The sequence below is a fragment of the Velocimicrobium porci genome (assembly GCF_009696045.1).
GTDB classification, from domain to species: Bacteria; Bacillota; Clostridia; order Lachnospirales; family Lachnospiraceae; genus Velocimicrobium; species Velocimicrobium porci.
The window spans coordinates 134,016-155,239 of the sequence record NZ_VUMT01000005.1 but is presented as its reverse complement, the minus strand read 5'-3'; the positions used below and the strand labels follow the sequence as shown (position 1 = coordinate 155,239).

Below are 21,224 nucleotides of genomic sequence, written 5' to 3'. Positions count from 1 at the left end.
TCACTGTATAATCTCTATTTTTTACAGTAACCTCTCTCTTTTCTTTTAAATCTATTATTCCAATACTGTATCTACTGCTTTAATCAGTAATAATTTCTCTCCTTTTTTCACACGATCTGTTTCCAGATGATTCATTTCTTTTATGTCATCCACAGTTGTATAAAATTCTTTTGCAATTGTCCACAAGGTATCGCCATCATCCACGGTATAGGCAACCATACTTGGCAAATCCTTAATTTTCTCCATCAAAGAACCTTTGTTTTCAATTTCTGTTATGATTGACTCTTTCACTGTATTAAAAACAATCGTATCCAGATTAATCGAAGCTTTTACTTCAACTTCATCGCCGCTTACCATTAATGTGTTAAGCTGGTCAATTGATGCTCTCATATCATAGGTACTGTCTGGCATAATATCCTTTATCTCAACTAATTGAGAAAATGGGATCATTCCTTTCACTGCGCCAAGTGGTCGTCTATCCTCCTCTGCTATATAAAGCAGTTGTACTTCCAATATTCCTTCCACCATAATTCCATTTTCCACAATTTCTTTATTGTCTATTTTTATAAAACCACTTGCATTACATATTTGTAAAATTGGAGGCTGACCTTGTTCTAAAGTAATGCTTTCTAACAGACGCACTTTACTGTTATTCCTTAACAGCAAATTCTTATAAGAAGCTTCTTTTCGAATCGGCTCTAACTCCCAGTTTACCGAATACAAATCACTTAGTACTTCTAATTTCTCCTCCTCATATATTTTCATATCCAATTCTAAAACAACTTCCAAATCAAGAATTCGCTCTTCCCCATCATCATCCGGTTTTACTTGTAAATCCTTCGTTATAATATCCATATTGATATCAGATATCATATAGTCACTACAGCCGTCACACTCGACTGTTCCATTAATTGGAACCTGCATATCATAATATTCAATCTGCTCTTCCTGTGTATCACCTGTATATAATAAAAAGACTCTTAAATCCCCCTTTAAGGAAACTTGATTTTCTAACAATCTTGTATCCATATTTTGAAGTTCGAACTCAGAATATAGTATTTCTGCCACATTTGGTTTTCCAAGCGAAATTGCAATCTCATCTTTAATACGATATGTATCTTTTTTGGATAAAACCAATTCTGTTATATCAATTTCTTTATTTTGATATTCAACCTCATCATCATCTGAAACACCAATTGCCGCTTCTTCATCTGAAACATCTTCTGCTGCAAAATCCAGACTAATGATTGCTTTTACATTTATTTTTCTTGAATTGATAAGTGAGGTTGTCATATCATCAAGCTCCCACTCTACTCGTATATCATCCTCCTCACACGCTGAATCCATATTAACAATTTCCTCAAACGCCAGCACCCCCTTAATACTATGTACAGGATGTTCCTCATCCTCACTTAAATATAACACCGTAAAATCTAATCCGCCTTTTATCGAAAAACGCCCATTAGATGGAGTAATGTCCTGAATATGAACCGTCCCCTGCTCTTTAATAATTTTATCTATGTCTGGCTTTACATCAGGAACATTATAGTCATCATCTAATGTAAGCTGTACATTGCTTTTACATTTGATGCGATTCATATGAATATTTTTTTTAAGCAATTCCATTTTCGAAGCTCCTCCTTATTATTTACCGTACCAAAATACATCGGTTTATATACTATATTCTTAAAAATAAGAAGATATTCTCGTTTTAATTCATAGGACGTAATTTCCTATAAAGTAAAAAAATACTCTTTCATAACCTATTATGAAAGAGTATTTTTTGCTTCATATATTATTCATTGCATAACATCATTTGTACATCTTTTGTCAACACATCTGTGTAACTAAAAGAAACAGTCTGCGAAGATTCTTCTAATTCATTAATTACTTTAATGAGAAATATGCTTGGATATGTTTCCATTATAATGCCTTCTGTCACATCAATTTTATGTCTACCCTTATTAGCCATAATTTTCACTTTACTGCCAATATGATTGTTTACGGCTCTGCGAACTTGATTAACATTAACTTGCTTCATACACTCTGCCTCCGTTCAATTATTTGGCTGCCCCTCATTGTAAAGTATCAGCACTGCTTAATACTATACCACATGAGTAAAAAATTGTCAAAGAATTATCTGAAAATTCAAATATTTGTATGAAGTTGAATAAGAAATTCTGTACAGTTCTTTTTTATTTTGAGTCAGTTTTTACAGCATATTTTCATCACTTATAGTGCCACATTCCTATACAAAAAGGAATATTAACCAAAAGGAAGGATTATATTTAGTGCATATCGCCGAAATCCAGTTTTTTTGTTTTTTACACAATATCTAGTTTTCAACAACATTTTTCGTACAAAATCTAGCTTTTTCTACAAACGGTTTCCCTTCCTATTCGTATGTAACTTCTGCATCGATAGTTTGTATTTTTACTACAACATATGGAAAACTTGGCTTACTGCTAACCTTTTCCTCTTTGTCCGGTCCTAAAAGATTGGTCTTTAGGTGGATTCCATCTTCTTTCATGCAAAGATTTTCTACTTTAATACTATATCCACCTGTAGATTGTTCTCCATAACCAACAACCAGATACATATTATCACCTGATGTAAAGGTCATTTGAAATGCGTCATTTTTCTTTTCGTCAATAATCTCCTTCAGCTCATCCAGTATATTAATATCATCTACAACCGTAAACTCCATTTCTTTTCCCTGACCGGAATTGTCCGCTTTTTTAGAGCAACTAATCATAAAAAACATTCCTAAAAGACAAAGGACTATAATATATAATTTTCTCATATCATCCTCTTTTATCATTTTTTATATCTTATGATTTATTTGTGGATTTCATGACAATCAAAAAAACAATTCCAATCCTGCTTACATTAGCTGATCAACCATCTCTTGAATTGCATTCGAAAAATCGGCTGCCTTTTTGTCCGCATCCTCTAACGATTCTCCAACAATTCCAAAATAAAATTTAATCTTTGGCTCTGTTCCGGATGGTCTTACGCAAAGCCATGCCTGATCCGATAATTCATAATAAAGAACATTGGAATTAGGGAGTCCGGTAGCAGTTACTTCACCAGTTGTTAAGTTTTTAATTGTATCTAATTTATAATCTCTTGCCGCCAATACTTTATAACCGGCAACCTCTTTTGGTGTATTTTCTCTTAACGTACTCATAATAGCCTGAATCTTCTCAAGTCCTTCAATTCCACTTAAGCCAATCGCTTTAACACCATCTTTATAGTAACCATAACGTTCATAAAGTTCTATCATTGCATCCCAAAGAGTCATGCCCTTTGTTTTGTAATACGCTGCTGCTTCGCATAACGCCATAGTTGCAACAATCGCATCTTTATCTCTTGCATGAGTACCAATCAAACAACCATAGCTTTCCTCAAATCCAAATAAATACTCTCCTTTTCCAGACTGTTCAAATCCAAGAATTTTCTGTCCGATAAATTTAAAACCTGTCAATACTTCTATCAATTGAACTCCATAGTATTTTGCAATCGCCGCCGCCATATTAGAAGTAACAATTGTTTTAATTAAAGCCCCATCTGACGGAACGCTTCCATTTTTTTCTTTTCTCTGTCCAATTTCATAGTCAGCTAAAAGACAACCAGACATATTTCCTGTCAATGGAATATACTGTCCAGATCTTGTATCCTTTACATAAACACCAAGCCGATCAGCATCCGGATCCGTTGCAAGAACAAGATCTGCATCCTTCTCCTTTGCAAGCGAAAGTCCTAACTGGAACGCCTCCTCTGCTTCTGGATTTGGGTAACTTACTGTTGGGAACTCACCGTCCGGAAGTTCCTGTTGTGGTACAACATAAACCTGTTCAAATCCAATTTCTTTTAATATTCTTCTCACCGGTAAATTACCCGTTCCGTGAAGTGGAGTATATACAATCTTAAGCTCTTTTCCAACTTCTTTTATGCTGTCCCAATGGATAACTTGTTTTTTCAGTTCCTCCATATATTTATCATCAATTTCTGTTCCAATTACCTGATACAGCCCTTTTTCTTTTGCCTGCTCCACCGTCATCGTCTTAACAGTACTATAATCAGTAACAGCCTTTACTTCACTCATAATTCCACTGTCATGAGGAGGAGTTATCTGTGCACCATCTTCCCAATATACCTTATATCCATTATATTCCGGAGGATTATGGCTTGCCGTAATATTAATACCGGCTGCACAATGAAGCTCTCTTACAGCAAAAGACAATTCTGGTGTTGGACGAAGTGTTTCAAATATGTATGCTTTAATCCCATTTGCTGCAAGGCAAAGTGCTGCTTCCTCTGCAAATTCAGTAGACATACGTCTGGAATCATAAGCAATCGCAACGCCCTTCTCTTCCATTCCCTGTTTACAAATATAGTTTGCAAGCCCCTGAGTCGCTTTACGAACCGTATACACATTCATGCGATTTGTACCTGCACCAATAATCCCCCTAAGACCGGCAGTCCCAAATTCTAAATCCATATAAAAACGCTCTTTTATCTCGTTTTCATTTTCCCGTATACTCTCAAGTTCTTTCTTCGTAGCCTCATCAAAATAAGGATTTTGTAACCATTCCTCATAATTTTTCTTGTAATCCATAGATACTTCCTCCTATTCCTATTGTGTTTTTGTCATTTCCGGGAAATTCAATATTACATCCTCGCCGTCATCGACAACATCCACTGTATAGCTTCGCGTCGTATATCCCGTTTGACTTAATGTAATTGTATGTGTGCCAATTTCCTTTTTAAACGAAACCGGTACCGTTCCCTTTAATGTTCCATTTAAATAAACCTCTGCCCCTTTTGGAGCATCGATGGTTATCTTATGAGCATTGTCTGTCTTCTTTGTCCCCGATTGAGAGCTATTATCAGAAGAACTGTCATCTTTATCTTCAATTGAAGTAGAATGCTCGGAATCATTTTTAGAATCTTCACCCGACGAGTTATTATTACTGTCTGAATGATTGCCGGAGCTATTATTATTTGAGCTTCCAGAAGAAGCCGATGTCCCACTGTTCGATGAGGATTTATTATCTTTTACCTTGGCAGAACCTTCCGCCAGACTAATAATAATAGTCGAAGTAGACCCACCAATTGTCAAAATCCCTTCATAGTCCTCATAACCTGTCATCGTTACTTTAATTTCATATTTTCCATAATTAAGCTTAACCGGATCTTCATACTCCTTCAATTTTCCATTAATATATAAATCTGCACCTTTTGGATCAATCTGAAAATTCACATACCCGACCTTCGGTTCTTTTTTATGATATTGAGCCATATCCAGCGTAATCTCTTCATCACGCAATAAGGTAATATTTTTTTCGGCTTTTAAATCACCATTTTCTAATCTTACACAATAAGCCCCTTCCCTCGCTACAATCAGCATATTATCAACAATAGGAACTATAATTCCATAACCAACTTCAACTGTTCCACCAATAAAATCATTATAATTTTTTAACCGGATATAACCATGACCTTTTGTGACGCAAATAGAATATACTTTACTCCCAATCCCTCGCACAAGCAGTTGATCTTTTTGATTCAAATCAATGGAATCAATTAATTCTGTTCCCGATGAAATAATTAAATTCTCATCATATTGATAATTTTTTTCACCCAGCCGGATAATACGATTTGTTTTCTCCATTGTATATCGATCTACATTTGAATAATCCCATGAATCCTTATTAATATTCATCAACGTCATTTTTTTGCTTGTATTATAATAATAAGCATCAACAATCTGACCAATCTCCATCTGGTCCATTGTCAGACGTTTCTCATATCGATCCTTAATATCCGTAGCACTAGAATATAAAAATGTAATATCTCTTTTTTTATCAATATCAAATATTGTAATATTGTTTCTCTCCAAATCAATTTCCTTTATTACACCGGTCGATGTTGTATCATAAGGATTCTCTTTTCCTATGTTTTGTGCCGTAGAAAGTGAAGAAGGATTTACAACCTTCTTGCTTCCTCTGCTCTTTTGACATCCGGTAATACAAATTACAATAATGAAAAGTATTCCCAATTGGCAAAATAATCTTTTTCCTTTTCTTTCTTGTGTATTATACATAAATCTTCCTCTTTTTATCATGAATTGTCACTCTTTATGAATATTATAACCCAAAAATCTTTAAAAAGAAAGCGAAAACACCTTTTGTAAAAATAACGTTTTCTGCCATTCCTGCTCTCGTATTCCCTCCAATTTTTGAACGTTTTTATTCGCAGTCCAACATTTTTTGTTATTATAATAATGATTCACTATCTTCCAGTATTTCTCCGGATATGCTAATAAAAGTCCCAAAAGCTTCCATTGATACTCTGACAATTGACAAGCTTTTTGATATTCCTTAAGAATTCCCTCTCCAAGAGAAATCTTCCAATTGTTTTTTTCCATTACCTTTCTAAAAAAATAGTACAAATCTATAACTGGAGAATTATATTCTGCCCGATTAAAATTGACAACCGCTGTGCCATTCTTGATTCGCAAAATATTATGGTAGGTGTAACTTCCATGAATTACCTGTTGCTCCTGATACATACAATCTTCCAGAGAGTCCAAAGCCCACTCTGCTCTGGAATAAAACATATCAAAACAGTCCAGTATCGACACTTCAAATTCATTTTTTTTCTTTTTACCTCGAATATAGCTCTTTACTCTTCTCAGTTCTCTTGTATGCTTTTCCAGAGAGGTTCTTATATCCGTTGTCTTTGCTAAACTTCCTTCTTCCGATAAAGAATAGCTTTTTAAACATGTATGAAGGCGTCCTAAAGTCCTTGCGCCCTCCAAAACATCCTCTTTTTCTCTTGCATTACATTCTTCCCCCGAAAACCAATCCTTGACAATATAACGTTCTCCCTGTCCGTCTGCTGTTATCAACATTCCCTCCTTATTCTTCACGATCTTATCCACATAGCGGAAAGAACTTTCGGACAAATACGTTGTTAATTCATACTCTGCGATAATCTTCTTTTCCGAACTTTCAAGCCCTTTTAAAAGCTTAAGCCCCCGATTTGTATCAAGAAGAAATGCTCCTCTTGCACGGTTCATCGCTCGGACAGTAAAATCATAGCCTTGCAGTACTTCCGCAAATCTATCATTCAATGCAAAAAACCTCCCATCAATTTTATTTCACCTTTAATTTTATGAGAGGTCTTCTTGTTTCATTCATATGTTTCACAGACTTTATGGAATCAGCATGTACTTTCTTTTACACACTGCCAGAAGCTTTTCCTTTTCATTCATTTCAGGATGTTCTAAAACAACTTCCAACAGATAATTAAGTGCTTCTCCTATTTGTTTGCCACGTTCCAGCCCTGCGTCCATTAAGTCCTTACCATTAATTTTCAGTTCTTTTATCGTCAGACAATCGTTCTGTTCAAAGATTTTTTCACAACATTCTTCTACTAGTTCCAATCGTTCAATTTTTTCCTTTGCCTTATCCGGATTCTGGGCAAAAATATCCATACGCTGTACCCAAAACCAATATGGAATTAAATCTGTCCCAAGCTTACTTAACGCTCTTCGAACAGTTTTTTCTTTTGCATCAATCCGATAATCATGCCATTTTATCAAGCGGGTTACAAAATCAATCGTATAATTGTCAAATTTAAGTCTTTTTAAAATTTCTTTTGCTTTTTTTGCTCCCACTTCCTCATGTCCATAAAAGTGATCAATTCCATCATAATCTGTTTTTTTACATTCTGGCTTTCCAACATCATGAAGCAACATTGTCCAGACCAGAATTGAATGAAGCTTCTTATCATGCTGCCCGTTCTTATAGCACCATTCATTCATTGCACAAACCGATTGAACAACATGCTCACCGACCGAATAAATATGATGTGGATTATTTTGCTCCGTTTGCATCATAATGTCAAACTCGGGTAAAACAGCTTTTGTAATATTCGTTTCATAAGCTTCCTTCATTAACTCGGCATGATTGGAACGAAGCAATTTATCAAGCTCGACACGGATTCTCTCGGCACTGATTGATTTTAAATTTTCTGCTTTTTGTTTCATTGCAATCCTCGTATTTTCTTCAATTGAAAATCCTAATTGTCCCGCAAAACGAACGGCTCTTAAAATACGAAGAGCATCTTCATCGAAACGATCATTTGGATCACCTACGCAAGTAATTCTTTTTCGCTTAATATCCTCCATACCGCCAAAGCAGTCTACCAATCCATCTTTCTCATTATATGCCATTGCATTAATTGTAAAATCCCGCCTTCTCAAATCCTCTTTCAAGTTTGACGTAAATTCTACTGTTTTCGGATGTCGATTATCTTCATACTCGCCATCAATTCGATACGTAGTAACCTCAAACCCCTCTTTTTCCAGCATAACCGTAACAGTTCCATGTAAAATTCCGGTATCAATTGTCCTCACAAATAATTTTTTTACGTCCTCTGGTCTTGCTGACGTTGTAATATCCCAATCTTCCGGAACCCTTCCAAGCACTGTATCACGAACGCATCCTCCTACTGCATATGCTTCATATCCATGCTCAATTAATCTATTTATAATATATGCCACCTTTTCGGGAATTGTAATCTTCACTCTATATCGACACCTTTCCATTATTATTTCCGTTTTATCTTTATGCAAAAGGACTATTGCAAAACAACACTCCAAATCCAGATAAGTAGCCAAAACACCATACATACAACTATTTATACCAAATTTTAAAGTGCTATTTTACAACAGTCCTACATTACATTCTCATCACTAATCTATTTTGTATTATACACTGCTGTAATTTTTTTATTCTTTTCTCCTGCAAATACAATAAAACCATTCTCGGGAAGTGTAATTGTCTTCTTATTGGATATATAAGAATGTGTTAAACATTCAAAATCTTCATCATATACTGCAAAGGATGCCTTTGCAGGTATTGCAAACTTCACTTTTTTATTCGCTGAATTCTTACCAATCTTATACCACTTCGCCTGCCCATCTTTTCCAATTGTAACAGAAAATTTAGATTTTTCAGGTAAATCACCTATTCCATCTTCGGAAATCGCTGTATAACTTGCTGTATCTAAATATTCTACCTTGCCCTTTTTATAAAAGTCTAAATCCCTTAAATCTCTTCCATACATATTCGGAATCTGTTCCGTCGCAACTGCCAAATTGCCATTTACAATCTTTGCATCATTAATGTACCCTTCCAAGTCACTTGGAAGTGCAATTGAAAATACAATCTGACTATTATTATAGCAAATTGAAGAATACTTTTCACTTGTTACAAGATATAATTTATCATTTCGTTTTTCCCAGGCATCTTTAACCTTTTGCGACAATGGATTTTCCTCCACCTTCTGTGCCTGATAGCTGGCACTGTAAATCTGTCCGATTGTTGGCAATGTAGAATATCCTTCTGCCCATAAATAAGTCTTTCCATTTGCTTCTTTTACAAATGATAACACTGTTGTTCCTGCTTCATCCACAAATTTTCCGTCACCACAATAAGTATATTTTTGTCCAGTAACACCATAAACGTTCCTCAGGTCTAAAATTCCATCCTCTGTAATGGAAACCTTCAGCGTTCCACCAAAACAAGTATAATATCCACTATTTTCTTTTAAATCCGCTGGCATATGTACTTGAGCATTTACATAAGACGCGAATGAGCCTTCCGTTGGAAGACTGGAAATTTTCCCTTTTTCCTTCAAATAACGGAGTAAAATTCCCTGACCTAATACCTCATTCAAAGAACTGTTTCCATCTGCCGATAATACGGCTACTGCCATATTAAGCTCCGGTAATACAATCAAGCTTCCATGATAATATAAAGTATCTCCACCCTTCGCAAGTGCCTGTATTCCATATTCAGAAAACGGATATAACTCTACACTATCCCAGCCAAGACCATAATTTACAGTTTCTTTACTAGTCTTTTTCCACATTCCACGGTCACATTCCCGATTCATGGTAGCTTCTTTCGAAACTTCAGAAAGTATATTTTTATTTCCGTTATCCATATATGCCGTTGCAAGATGACATAAATCTTCTGCACTGGAATAAATACCTCCGGCTCCAATTGCATTGAAATTTTCTAATGGAACCGCCTCATCAATTCCTTCATAAGCGGTCGCCATCTTATTTTTGTCAAATTTATCCTGGGGAGTCTTTGTATTGGATAATTTTAATGGTTTACAAATATTCTTTTGGATATATTCTGTAAATGACTGATTTGTAACACGTTCAACTACAATCTCTGCCAATGTAAAACCATCATTACAATACACAGAATAAGCTCCCGGATCTGCTTTTAAACGTTGTTTTTTTAATATATTTAAAAACTCATCATGGTTAACAGTGTCTGAGTCATTAAATAGCAAGGCATTAGAAAAACTGCTTCCCATAAGTCCAGAAGAATGGTTCAAAAGCATACGGACTGTAATTTCCTTATATCTGCTATCTAGCATTTTAAAATCTTTGACATAATCCACTACCGGTTTGTCTAAGTCAATTTTACCTTCATCAACAAGCTGCATAATAGCTGTGGAAGCAAAAATTTTACTGATTGAACCAATGCCATACATAGAATCCTTTGTAGGCTTTTTCTCTTCTTTTATATTTGCAAAACCTGACTGACCGGATAATGTTATTTCTCCATTGTCTATCAAAGCATACTGTACACTATATTCTCCATAAAGTGCACTAAATACATCGGCTTTCGTTTCTGCAAAACCTTCCGCACTATTAACATCTGCTATACTTGCCTTTCCAATTTTCTTCTTTCTTGTCTTTTCATAATCACTAATCTGCTGTTCTGTGACAGGATACCATTCTTTTTTATCAAGCTGCTTTAAATATGGAACAGTCGCTGTATTACTTTCGGTTCCAATTCCAATCTTAGCAACCTCTGCTGCCCTGGCTGGTACCGAAACTGTACAAAGCATTGTAACAGCCATTAATAAACTCAACCTTTTCTTCCAATTCATTTTTCTCATATAAATGCCCTTACCCTTTCATGAACTACTCATTACCTAAAGCTAACGCAATACTTGTTTTCTCCATTATATTCTATTTTTTCCAATGCCTCAATAATTATTTTCTAATTCGTTCTTTAATTTTTTATGATAAAAAATCGCAAAGCTAATTGTCGTTACAATTGCCGCTGTTGCATCGGCAATCGGTTCCGCCATTAATACACCTTTTACTTTATCTTCCATAAAGCAAGGAAGGATATAAACGAGAGGGACCAGTAAAATAACCTTACGCAATAACGCCATAACGAGCGAAATCTTCGCTTGTCCCAATGCCATAAATGTATTCTGACATCCTATCTGAAGTCCAAATATTGTCATTCCTATCATAAAAATCCGCAATGCCCAAGTTGTAAACTCTAAAATTTCTCCCTGTTTAATAAAAATAAATGCAAACTGCCTTGAGAATATCATAATTGAACCTGCCAATAAAATAGAACCGATAAGACAAGAAGTAATTATTAACCGAAATGCTTTCTTCACACGTGCAAGATTTTTAGCACCATAATTATAACTGATAATTGGTGCAGCACCCTGAGCAAGTCCGCCAAGAGGTCCGGAAATAAATGTAGTAAGACTATACATAATAGTCAGACCTCCTAACGCTGTATTTCCACCAAATCTTAACATCTGTGTATTAAAAGAAATCTGCACCAGACTCTCCGTTGCCTGCATAATAAACGGTGAAATTCCCAATGCCATAATAGAGCCGACTATTTTAATATTTGGCTTCAAATACTTTTTTCTGATCTTCAAAATGCTCTTTTTCCCAAATAAAAAATTCAATGCCCAAAGGCAGGAAACTCCTTGAGATAGAATTGTTGCAAGTGCTGCACCACTAACCCCCATATGAAATAAAAAGATGAAGATTGGATCTAATATAATATTCAAAATAGCACCAATTAATACCGTACACATTCCAATTTTTGAAAACCCCTGACATGTTATATACGAGTTCATTCCCATTGTAAGCTGGACAAAAATCGTTCCAACTGCATAGATTGTAAGATAACTTTCTGCATATTTAAATGTCTGATTACTCGCACCAAATAAATATAAAATCGGTTCTCTAAAAACAAGTGTCAGTATAGTCAGTGCAAAACCAACAATAATAAGCATCATAAAGCTATTTGTCATAATTTCCTCAGCTTTATCATTTCGCTTCTCACCCATTTTAATTGCACTAAGCGGTGCACCTCCACTGCCAAGTAACTGGGCAAACGCTGCAACTATAGTAATCATTGGGAAACATACTCCCAAAGCCGCCATAGCAAGTGCCCCATCTTCCAGTCGTCCTATATAAATTCGGTCTACCATATTATATAGAAGATTAACAATCTGAGAAATAATCATCGGCACGGCTAAGCTAAATACAAGCTTACCAATACGCTCAGTTCCCAAATCATGTTGTCCCATTTTGTTCATTCCTTTCCATTACTTTAAATTCATAATACAAGAAAAGAGAACTTACAACACAGAAGCTCCCTTTTCTCTTTTATAATAACTTACCAATATATTTTTTTATTTCATTCTCTCTTTCCATTACACTGGGACACACACAATAGCCTATTAATAAGCTTTGCCCCAATAAACCATTGCCTTTGCAGGTTTACCACAGCATACACAAGTGTCTGCCAGATGTTCCTGTTCAAATGGCATACAGCGGGAAGTTGCTCCTGTCTCTTCTTTAATTTTATTTTCACAGGCTTCATCGCCGCACCACATTGATTTTACAAAACCTTGTTCTTTTTCTATAATTTTGCAAAATTCTTCATATGTTTTTGCAACCTTTGTATGTTTTTCACGATGTTCTCTTGCACGTTCTAACATTTCTTTCTGCATTGTTTCTAAAATCTCAGCAACTTTAATTTCAACCTCGTCTAGTGAAACAATTGTTTTTTCTCTTGTATCACGGCGAACAACAACACATTGGTTTTTCTCAATATCTTTTGGTCCTAACTCAATACGTACCGGAATTCCTCTCATTTCCTGTTCACTAAACTTCCATCCCGGGCTCTTATCAGAATCATCGACCTTTACGCGGAAGTTGGAAACTAAAGTTTTTCTCAATTCTTCGGCCTTTTCAAGAACGCCTTCCTTCTTCTGCATAATTGGAATAATCATAACCTGAGTTGGTGCAATTCTAGGTGGAAGTACAAGACCGGAATTATCACCATGTACCATAATAACAGCACCAATTAAACGAGTTGTCATACCCCAGGAAGTCTGATGTACATGCTGTAATTTATTTTCTTTATCTGTATATTGAATACCAAACGCCTTAGCAAATCCATCTCCGAAGTTATGGCTTGTACCAGATTGAAGTGCCTTTCCATCATGCATTAATGCTTCAATTGTATAAGTAGCTTCTGCACCGGCAAATTTTTCTTTGTCTGTTTTACGTCCTTTAATAACAGGCATAGCAAGAACTTCTTCGCAAAAGTCGGCATAAATATTTAACATTAACTCGGTACGTTCTTTCGCCTCTTCCGCTGTTGCATGTGCTGTGTGACCCTCCTGCCACAAAAACTCTCTGGAACGTAAGAAAGGTCTTGTTTCCTTTTCCCAGCGGACAACCGAACACCATTGATTGTATAATTTAGGAAGATCACGATAGGATTCAATCTCATTTGCATAAAAGTCACAGAACAAAGTTTCTGAAGTAGGTCTTACACATAAACGTTCCTGTAACTGATTTAAACCACCATGCGTAACCCAGGCAACTTCAGGTGCAAATCCTTCTACATGATCTTTTTCTTTTTCAAGTAAACTTTCAGGAATAAACATAGGCATATAAACATTTTCTACGCCTGTTTCCTTAAAGCGTTTGTCTAATTCTTTCTGAATATTTTCCCAGATTGCATAACCTGCCGGTTTAATTACCATACAGCCTTTTACACTGGAATAGTCAATTAACTCTGCTTTTTTAACAACATCTGTGTACCATTGTGCGAAATCTTCTTCCATAGAAGTAATCGCTTCGACTAATTTTTTTTCTTTTGCCATCTGACATTCTCCTTTTCTTGGCTATCTAAAAATTTGTTGATTTGAGAAAAACAGGATTTTTCATTTTGGCAAGAACAAAGTGGGCAAGTCCACCTCAACTCCCTGTATCCCTCACTCATGAGGGACTTGCTCCACTTTGCGTGCCAGATGCGTGTTGCATGCTTTTTGCAACAATACTCCTTTCGCATCTGTGCACATCCTCACGGAGCGTTTTTGCTTTATAGGAGACGAAGTTTCCTATAAAGTAAAAAAATCCTTTCTTTTTCTCATCCGCAAGGGACCGAAAAGAAAAGACTTCGGCGGTACCACCCTTATTAACTGTACTTACAGTTCTCTCAAAAATACTCTATTATTAACAAACTATCCATAAAGTATTTTTTCTCTGTTAACGCCAGAATACGTCGCAGTTTTCTGCGAAGCTCCAAGGTAGGTTCTTCCGCCTGCTTATAAGAATTCACACCAGCCATTCTCTCTCTGAATAAACAAATCAGGAATACTATTCCTTTTCTACGCCATATAGATTTGATTCTATGACGGAAAAACCTATTTGTCAAGCTTAAAACAATAAAATTTCCATCAGACAGGACAGATTCTACTCATCTTTTATAATTTTTCCATCTTTAATCTGAATAATTCTCTCTGCCTTTTTCGCAAGTTCCATGTCATGAGTTACCATAATAATGGTTAAGCCTTTTTTATGTAAATCCTGTAATAACTCCATTACCATTTTACTATTTTCTTCATCCAGATTACCGGTTGGCTCATCTGCTAACAGTACACTTGGTTCATTTGCAATCGCTCTTGCAATTGCAACTCTTTGCTGTTCTCCTCCTGAAAGCTCGAATGGTCTGTTTTTTGCCTTTTCTTCCAGACCGACTGCCTTTAGCAATTCCAATGCCCGTTGTTTTCGTTCCTTTTTTCCAACTTTGGCATATCCTAAAGGAAGCGCTACATTTTCTTCCGCACTCATTTCCGCAACCAGATAAAATCCCTGAAAAACAAATCCTATTTTCTTATTTCGAAATTGAGCCAGCGAACTTCCTCTTAATTGATTGACACAAATGTCATCAAACAAATAACTTCCTTCTGTTGCTGTATCCATTCCGCCTAAAATATTTAACAGCGTACTTTTTCCACAGCCGGAGCGACCGATAACGGCAACAAATTCTCCTTTTTTAATTTCAAAACTGACTTGCTCTAAAGCCTTTGTTTCCACCACACCAGAATTATAAACTTTTGATATATTTTCCATTTTTATCATAATCAGCAACTCCCTCCCTTCAATAACTCACAGACTGCTTTTTTTCGAATTAATATTTGAAATATGATTCCACTTACTGCAAATGCCAAAACAAATCCTATTCCAATCATAATTAATACAACCTTCCAGTCAAGCATAAATCCCAATTGGGATATTTTGTTCTGAATAATCGGGAAACACAAAAGATCAAGTATAATTGAAGTCATAATTAATAAAACACTTTGAATAAATAATTCAAAAAATACTGTATTTTTTGACGCTCCAATCGCCATTTTTACTCCAATTGAATACTCTTCTTCTGCTACCTTACCTGCAATAATAAATATAAAACTGATAATTCCAAATAACAGTACAAAAAATCCTAATAAAAGATTTTGAATCATGACTTTTCCGGCACTGTCAAAAAAAATCTTTTGTCCTTTGGCTGCCGGCATAACAGAAAGAAGATTGATTTTTGCATTTGCCTTGATTTTAGCCCTTAATTCATCTATTTTAACTGGTCTTTTTGTATGTAAAAGTGCTTTATACTGTATTGGGCTCGGATTATTTTCTAAAAAGATGTTTAAACTGTTATATGGTGCAATTAGTTCCCCATAAATTTTAGGATCCCTTATCATGCCAATTACCTTAAAACCTGTTCCATTTATCTTTACGATATCCCCAACTCTGACTCCTTTTTGCCACAGGACACCATCTTTTCTTAAAAGGCAGACTTTCATTCCTTTTTCTTCTTGCTCTCTGTTAAACATTTTACCTTCCATAAGAGTATAATTTTCAAGCTCAAAGTAAGAAAGCGTAGCGCCTGCAACAGATCCTGCCATATCCTGACCTTTCCAACTGACAACACCTTTATAGTAAGAAAAGTATCCATATTGATCTATATCCGTTAAAAATTTCATTCTCTGATCCATTATTTCTTTTTTTGCAAACGAAGAGAAATATTCCAATATAATTGTCGAATCCGTATCTGTAAATTTTGTCACTTTTATATTTTCTATGATATCATTTGCCATGGCAAACGCCGACAACGGAAATATCATACCAATTGCAATCGACACTATTACAACAATACTGATTGTTTTCTGATAAAAAACTCTTAAAAATGCATTTTTAATATTAAGTAAAATTCCATTCATAGTTTTCTCCCTTTTATCTTTATCGAAGCAAATACTTCGATCCCCTAAGAACCTATAATTCCTTTAATACCTGCGCCGGAGCAAGTTTTCTCATCTCAAATGTAGAAAATACGGCAATTAAAAATGCACCTATTGCCATTATAAGAATTACAACCGGTATACTTACAATGTGAAAGGTATTTTTTCCATTGCCATATCTTCAATAAAAGGAATCACAAAGACCGATGCAAGCAGACCAATTCCACCCCCTGTTTCAAAAACAGTTAAAATTTCTGCAAATAATTCCCAAAACATTCTTTTAATAGTAGATCCATACGAAATTCCTATTGCAATAGAATGTCTTCTCTGATGCAAAAGTAACGTCATAACACCAATCATACCTGCCATAACAATCAGCAGGATGCAAACAGAGGCGTAAAAATATTTTTCAATACGAAACGAAGCATTGTTTATTCTCTCTTCCAGATTCATATACTTCTTTGGCACAGTGTAAATATAAATACCCTTATGTGCTTTTGTTAGATCAATTAATAATGCAGGAACTTTATTTACTTCGGAATTATTATTTTTATATTTTATTTTTAACATCGCACACCCTCTTATATCTGATTTTACTTTTTTCAAATATTCAAGCGGTAAAAATGCACAATCTGCAACCTTATAGTCATCATATTCTGTCGCATATTCAGACGGGTGCTTGATTTTCTCTACTCCTTTTTTGTTTTCTATTCTCTTAGGCACAAATCTTCCAAACCCATCTATAGATACGGTTCCATCTTCATTTATCTCAAAATATTCTCCCTCCATTACAATCAATTCTTTTCCCTGTTTTTTTCTTTCTGCAATTTTTTCAACTATCGAATACGTATTTTCCCCCATATAAATAAAATTATTATTGGAATCCATCTGACTTCCAAATATCTCAAAATACATCGGTTTATCCATCATAAAACAAGAAAAACAGAATAGATTTTCTGAATCAAAAGCATACGAAATCCTATCTTCATATGCATACGTAATTTCTAAATCTTTCTTATACTTTTTTTTCAATTTTTTATAATCCGAATAAGTTATCGCCTCTTCCAGTTCTTCATCTGCCCCCTGATTCATTATCGTATTACTATACGAAACTGTCATCTCTTTTCCCACACGTTCTGATTTCAACTCTTCCGTTTTTTCAATCCAGCCTATAAATACATTAATACAGCTTATAAAAATTAATACGCCAATTGCAATTTCCAAAACAAAAACAAAATAAAGCTTTTTGTGGTATTGTAATTGTTTTTTTACCCGTTCAATAAAGTACCCCATATACCTTCTCCTTTTTTCTTTTATAGGAATTTTCCTCAATTTTTATACAGATTTCATATAATTCAAGTTCCAATCATGCTTAACTAAATCACCTTCCGTACCTGTGTCGGAACAAACTTCTTCATCCCAAGTATAGAAAATATAATTAAGAAATGCACCTATTTTGATTTATAAAAAATAGAAAATTCAAATTTTATCCTTTTTTTCATATATTATAACAGATTCTTTTTTCGTCAAGAATAATTACTCTATTTCCACTTTATAAAACAATTTTTTACAAGAATAGATAAAAATATACCGCAAAAGGACATACCAAAAAATAATCTTTGGTATGTCCTTTTGTAAATTAACCCCCACTTTACTATTCCAACTCAAACTGCCCCACCAGCTGTTCCAGCATCTGTACTTGTGCTGACAACTCTTCTGATGCCCCTGCACTTTCCTCCGCAATATCGGAGTTATTTTTAACAACGGTAGAGATTTGATCTACCTCATTTTGAATTGCAACTAGTTTATTTGCCTGTTCATTGGACTCTTTCGTAATTTTTTCAATTAAAACAGCAACTTCGTCCGAACTTGCTACCACACTCTTCAGTGCTTCTTCCGTAACTCTTGCCATCTCTTCACCATTAGCAACCGCTTCCAATGTTTGTGCAATTAAGGCATTTGTTTCTTTTACCGCTTCCGCTGATTTATTAGCAAGCTCACGTACCTGATCTGCAACAACCGCAAACCCTTTTCCGGCTTCTCCCGCTCTCGCTGCCTCAATTGCGGCGTTCATAGATAGCATATTTGTCTGAGAGGCAATCTCTTCAATTGTTTGGATAATGCGACTTGTTTCTTTTGATTGTTCACTAATCACATTAATGGCCTTTGTCATCTGATTCATTTTATCACAACTTGCTAAAATTTCCTGACCAACACCATTTACCTTTTCATTCGCCTCACCTGCATGCTCCGCATTATTGTTAATAATTTCTGAAATGTCTTTTATTGTATTTGCCAATCTGTCAACAGATTCCGTCTGTTCAACTGCTCCCTCAGCTAAAACCTGTCCATTATCTGCAACCTGCTCTGATCCATTCGCAATCCGCTCCGATGATTCATAAATTGAAGTAAGTGCCTTTGTTAATGAACTTGAAATTCCAAGCATCGCTTCTTTAATCTTTGCAAACTCTCCTGAATAATCGTGCTGAAGCTCAAAAACAAGTTTTCCTTCTGCAATCGTTCCTAACGTTACTGCAATTTCATTAATATATGCAATATAATTTTGCAACTGAGCAACTGTTTTTTCTAAAGATTCCACTACAACCCCAATTTCATTATCTGATTTTATATCTATCTTAACATCGAGATTTCCATCCGCTATTTCTTTCGTAGTTAAAGCAAGTTTTTCTAAAGGTTTTACAATACTACGACTCATAAAGCGATAAACCAAATAGGTTGATATGAAAATAAAGAAAATACAACCGATTAAAAGATTTCTTCCTAAGGCATTCGTTTCTTTCATTAATTCTTTTCTATTAACTGCAGTTACAATATACCAATCACTTTCCGGAACCTCCGAGTACCATACCATATATTTTGTTTTACCATCTTTATAGGAACCTGTTCCGTTTTTCTTCTCTAAGATTTGTTTACCTAATTCAGCAAGGGAACTGTTTTGTTCTTCTGTTATATTTTGCTTTAATAATTTTTCACTGTCTTCATCTGCAATATATACACCTTTTGCTGAAATTAAAAATGCCCTTCCTCCTTCAATCTCAAGGGAAGTTATCATTTTTTGAAGTTCCGTCAAATCAATGTCTGTAGTAGCAACACCCATAAAATTTCCTGCGCCATTGTAAAATGGTGCTGAGGCTGTAACCATTGAAATTTTTGCAAATTCATCATAATATGGTTCGGACCAGACTACACTTTCTTTAATATCCATCGCATTTTTATACCAGTCCTGATCCGTATAAAGGACACCATCTCCTAAAGAATAGTTGTCAAAATAGGTAACTTTTCCATTTTCCCTCATGCAATAAGGAGAAAAATATTGTTTATTCTTATAAGCATTTTCTCCATACCAGATTCCACCGCCAAACGTTTCGTCATTTGTGCCAACAGATGACGTTAAAAGTTTCCCATAATCTTCTTCTGTCATATGAGAACCTAAAGATTCTACCGTTCTCGCAATTGTTTCTACTACCTTTCGGTTATTCGAGAGCGACTTTTGAATCTTTTCTGTCACACTTGAAAGACAAAACTCCATCTCACTGTTACTCGTCGTTAAAATTGTTTTTCGTGCTGTCATATATCCTAGTAATGATATAACTAAAACCGCAATAGAAATTGTAGGCACAACAATCAAAAGTGCCATCTTTTTAATAGATTGTTTTTTCATTCGTATTCAACCTCACTTTATTTGCTTTTTCTTTCCTCGTTTTATAGTAATCCCATTCTCTATAAACCCTCTATCTTTTTTATCGCACCTCCTTTTCTTCATTCAAAAATTCATCAATAAAATACCTTGGCCTATGTTTTGACTCCAAATAAACTTTCCCTATATATTCTCCAATTACCCCTATACTTAATAATTGAAGTCCGCCAATCGCCCAAACCGAAACTGCAACACTCGACCAGCCAGGAACCGTATTTCCTAAAAAGTATTGAGCAAAAATATAAATTAACATAATAATACTAATTAGAAAAACGATAACCCCAACTGATGTCACAATTCTTATTGGTTTTATAGAAAGAGAAGTTATTCCCTCTATTGCAAACGAAATCATTTTTTTTAATGAATATTTGCTTTTCCCTGCAAATCGTTCTTTCCGCTCATAAGCTACAGTTGTAGCCGGAAAACCAATCATCGGAACTAACCCACGTAAAAATAAATTTACCTCTTTATATTCCTTTAAAGCCTGCACCGCCCGCTTACTCATCAGACGATACTCTGCATGATTATAAACAATCTCTCCACCAAGATGCTCTAATACACGATAAAAAAGCTTTGCCGTTACCCGTTTAAACACATGGTCACTTGCCCGATTATTTCGAACTCCATAGACTACATCATACCCCTCCAAATACTGCAATATCATGTCTTCAAGGACTCCAATATCATCCTGTAAATCAGCATCCATCGTTACAACGATATCTGCCAGGTCCGCTACTGTAAACACCCCGGCGAATAGGGCATTCTGATGTCCCCAATTGCGCGACAGATTCAATCCACTGATTCTTTTATTTTGTTCATGAAATTTTTTTATCATATGCCATGTACGGTCAGAAGAGCCATCATTCACATATAAAATCTTACTATGCTCACTAATCAATCCTTCCCCAATTAGCAAATCATATCGGTTATTTAGCTGATTTGTTGTTTCTTCTAATACAAGTTCTTCATTATAACAGGGAATTACAACATAAAGTATATTCGCCATTTCTAAGTCCTCTTTTCCTTCTTTTATCTTAACATACAAAATCTG

15 protein-coding genes and 1 other annotated feature are annotated in these 21,224 nt (G+C 35.2%); all 15 genes read right to left on the bottom strand.

Going from position 1 to position 21,224, the window contains the following annotated elements:
- Positions 1-54 precede the first annotated feature (54 nt).
- The 15 genes from FYJ58_RS05205 to FYJ58_RS05135 all read right to left on the bottom strand — a co-directional run bounded on the left by FYJ58_RS05205 (position 55) and on the right by FYJ58_RS05135 (position 21,179).
- Positions 55-1,626 (bottom strand): DUF3794 and LysM peptidoglycan-binding domain-containing protein, encoded by a 1,572-nt coding sequence (locus FYJ58_RS05205; protein WP_154518259.1) that lies wholly within the window; start codon positions 1,624-1,626, stop codon positions 55-57.
- A 169-nt stretch (positions 1,627-1,795) separates the two neighbouring features.
- The gene (locus tag FYJ58_RS05200) at positions 1,796-2,041 is read right to left on the bottom strand and encodes a Veg family protein (protein WP_154518256.1); all 246 of its coding nucleotides are present in this window, start codon (positions 2,039-2,041) and stop codon (positions 1,796-1,798) included.
- Positions 2,042-2,395: 354 nt separating this feature from the next.
- Positions 2,396-2,803, bottom strand: a complete 408-nt coding sequence (locus tag FYJ58_RS05195) for a protease complex subunit PrcB family protein (RefSeq protein ID WP_205839162.1) — start codon at positions 2,801-2,803, stop codon at positions 2,396-2,398.
- An 81-nt stretch (positions 2,804-2,884) separates the two neighbouring features.
- Entirely contained in the window at positions 2,885-4,621 is a 1,737-nt protein-coding gene (locus FYJ58_RS05190; protein WP_154518250.1) for a phospho-sugar mutase, read from the bottom strand.
- 18 nt (positions 4,622-4,639) lie between these two features.
- A complete protein-coding gene (locus tag FYJ58_RS05185; protein WP_205839161.1) occupies positions 4,640-6,109 on the bottom strand; it encodes a PEGA domain-containing protein in 1,470 nt (489 codons plus the stop codon).
- Between the two features lie 60 nt (positions 6,110-6,169).
- A complete protein-coding gene (locus tag FYJ58_RS05180; RefSeq protein WP_154518244.1) occupies positions 6,170-7,141 on the bottom strand; it encodes a CotS family spore coat protein in 972 nt (323 codons plus the stop codon).
- An 81-nt stretch (positions 7,142-7,222) separates the two neighbouring features.
- Positions 7,223-8,599, bottom strand: coding sequence for a CCA tRNA nucleotidyltransferase (locus FYJ58_RS05175; RefSeq protein WP_328597801.1), 1,377 nt, complete (start codon positions 8,597-8,599; stop codon positions 7,223-7,225).
- Positions 8,600-8,772: 173 nt separating this feature from the next.
- Entirely contained in the window at positions 8,773-10,998 is a 2,226-nt protein-coding gene (locus FYJ58_RS05170) for a serine hydrolase domain-containing protein (protein WP_154518238.1), read from the bottom strand.
- A 90-nt stretch (positions 10,999-11,088) separates the two neighbouring features.
- Positions 11,089-12,450 carry an MATE family efflux transporter gene (locus FYJ58_RS05165; protein ID WP_235912561.1) on the bottom strand — a complete coding sequence of 454 codons (1,362 nt, stop codon included), beginning with the start codon at positions 12,448-12,450 and terminating at the stop codon, positions 11,089-11,091.
- A gap of 153 nt (positions 12,451-12,603) precedes the next feature.
- Entirely contained in the window at positions 12,604-14,040 is a 1,437-nt protein-coding gene (gene proS / locus FYJ58_RS05160; RefSeq protein ID WP_154518232.1) for a proline--tRNA ligase, read from the bottom strand.
- A gap of 272 nt (positions 14,041-14,312) precedes the next feature.
- Positions 14,313-14,559: a binding site (T-box leader), on the bottom strand.
- A 73-nt stretch (positions 14,560-14,632) separates the two neighbouring features.
- The gene (locus FYJ58_RS05155; protein WP_154518229.1) at positions 14,633-15,301 is read right to left on the bottom strand and encodes an ABC transporter ATP-binding protein; all 669 of its coding nucleotides are present in this window, start codon (positions 15,299-15,301) and stop codon (positions 14,633-14,635) included.
- A gap of 2 nt (positions 15,302-15,303) precedes the next feature.
- A complete protein-coding gene (locus FYJ58_RS05150) occupies positions 15,304-16,437 on the bottom strand; it encodes an ABC transporter permease (RefSeq protein WP_154518226.1) in 1,134 nt (377 codons plus the stop codon).
- A 162-nt stretch (positions 16,438-16,599) separates the two neighbouring features.
- Complete coding sequence (locus FYJ58_RS05145; protein ID WP_154518223.1) at positions 16,600-17,748, bottom strand: FtsX-like permease family protein; 1,149 nt, start codon at positions 17,746-17,748, stop codon at positions 16,600-16,602.
- 361 nt (positions 17,749-18,109) lie between these two features.
- Positions 18,110-20,137, bottom strand: a complete 2,028-nt coding sequence (locus tag FYJ58_RS05140; RefSeq protein WP_154518220.1) for a methyl-accepting chemotaxis protein — start codon at positions 20,135-20,137, stop codon at positions 18,110-18,112.
- Between the two features lie 79 nt (positions 20,138-20,216).
- Positions 20,217-21,179 (bottom strand): glycosyltransferase family 2 protein, encoded by a 963-nt coding sequence (locus FYJ58_RS05135; protein WP_154518309.1) that lies wholly within the window; start codon positions 21,177-21,179, stop codon positions 20,217-20,219.
- Positions 21,180-21,224 lie beyond the last annotated feature (45 nt).

Excerpts from the sequence above, each read along its gene's own strand:
- FYJ58_RS05135 (WP_154518309.1), bottom strand. The coding sequence starts at position 21,179 with ATGGCGAATATACTTTATGTTGTAATTCCCTGTTATAATGAAGAACTT.
- FYJ58_RS05190 (WP_154518250.1), bottom strand. The coding sequence starts at position 4,621 with ATGGATTACAAGAAAAATTATGAGGAATGGTTACAAAATCCTTATTTT.
- FYJ58_RS05185 (WP_205839161.1), bottom strand. The coding sequence starts at position 6,109 with ATGTATAATACACAAGAAAGAAAAGGAAAAAGATTATTTTGCCAATTG.
- FYJ58_RS05155 (WP_154518229.1), bottom strand. The coding sequence starts at position 15,301 with ATGATAAAAATGGAAAATATATCAAAAGTTTATAATTCTGGTGTGGTG.
- FYJ58_RS05195 (WP_205839162.1), bottom strand. The coding sequence starts at position 2,803 with ATGAGAAAATTATATATTATAGTCCTTTGTCTTTTAGGAATGTTTTTT.
- FYJ58_RS05170 (WP_154518238.1), bottom strand. The coding sequence starts at position 10,998 with ATGAGAAAAATGAATTGGAAGAAAAGGTTGAGTTTATTAATGGCTGTT.
- FYJ58_RS05200 (WP_154518256.1), bottom strand. The coding sequence starts at position 2,041 with ATGAAGCAAGTTAATGTTAATCAAGTTCGCAGAGCCGTAAACAATCAT.
- proS (WP_154518232.1), bottom strand. The coding sequence starts at position 14,040 with ATGGCAAAAGAAAAAAAATTAGTCGAAGCGATTACTTCTATGGAAGAA.
- FYJ58_RS05145 (WP_154518223.1), bottom strand. The coding sequence starts at position 17,748 with ATGGGGTACTTTATTGAACGGGTAAAAAAACAATTACAATACCACAAA.
- FYJ58_RS05140 (WP_154518220.1), bottom strand. The coding sequence starts at position 20,137 with ATGAAAAAACAATCTATTAAAAAGATGGCACTTTTGATTGTTGTGCCT.
- FYJ58_RS05205 (WP_154518259.1), bottom strand. The coding sequence starts at position 1,626 with ATGGAATTGCTTAAAAAAAATATTCATATGAATCGCATCAAATGTAAA.
- FYJ58_RS05165 (WP_235912561.1), bottom strand. The coding sequence starts at position 12,450 with ATGGGACAACATGATTTGGGAACTGAGCGTATTGGTAAGCTTGTATTT.
- FYJ58_RS05150 (WP_154518226.1), bottom strand. The coding sequence starts at position 16,437 with ATGAATGGAATTTTACTTAATATTAAAAATGCATTTTTAAGAGTTTTT.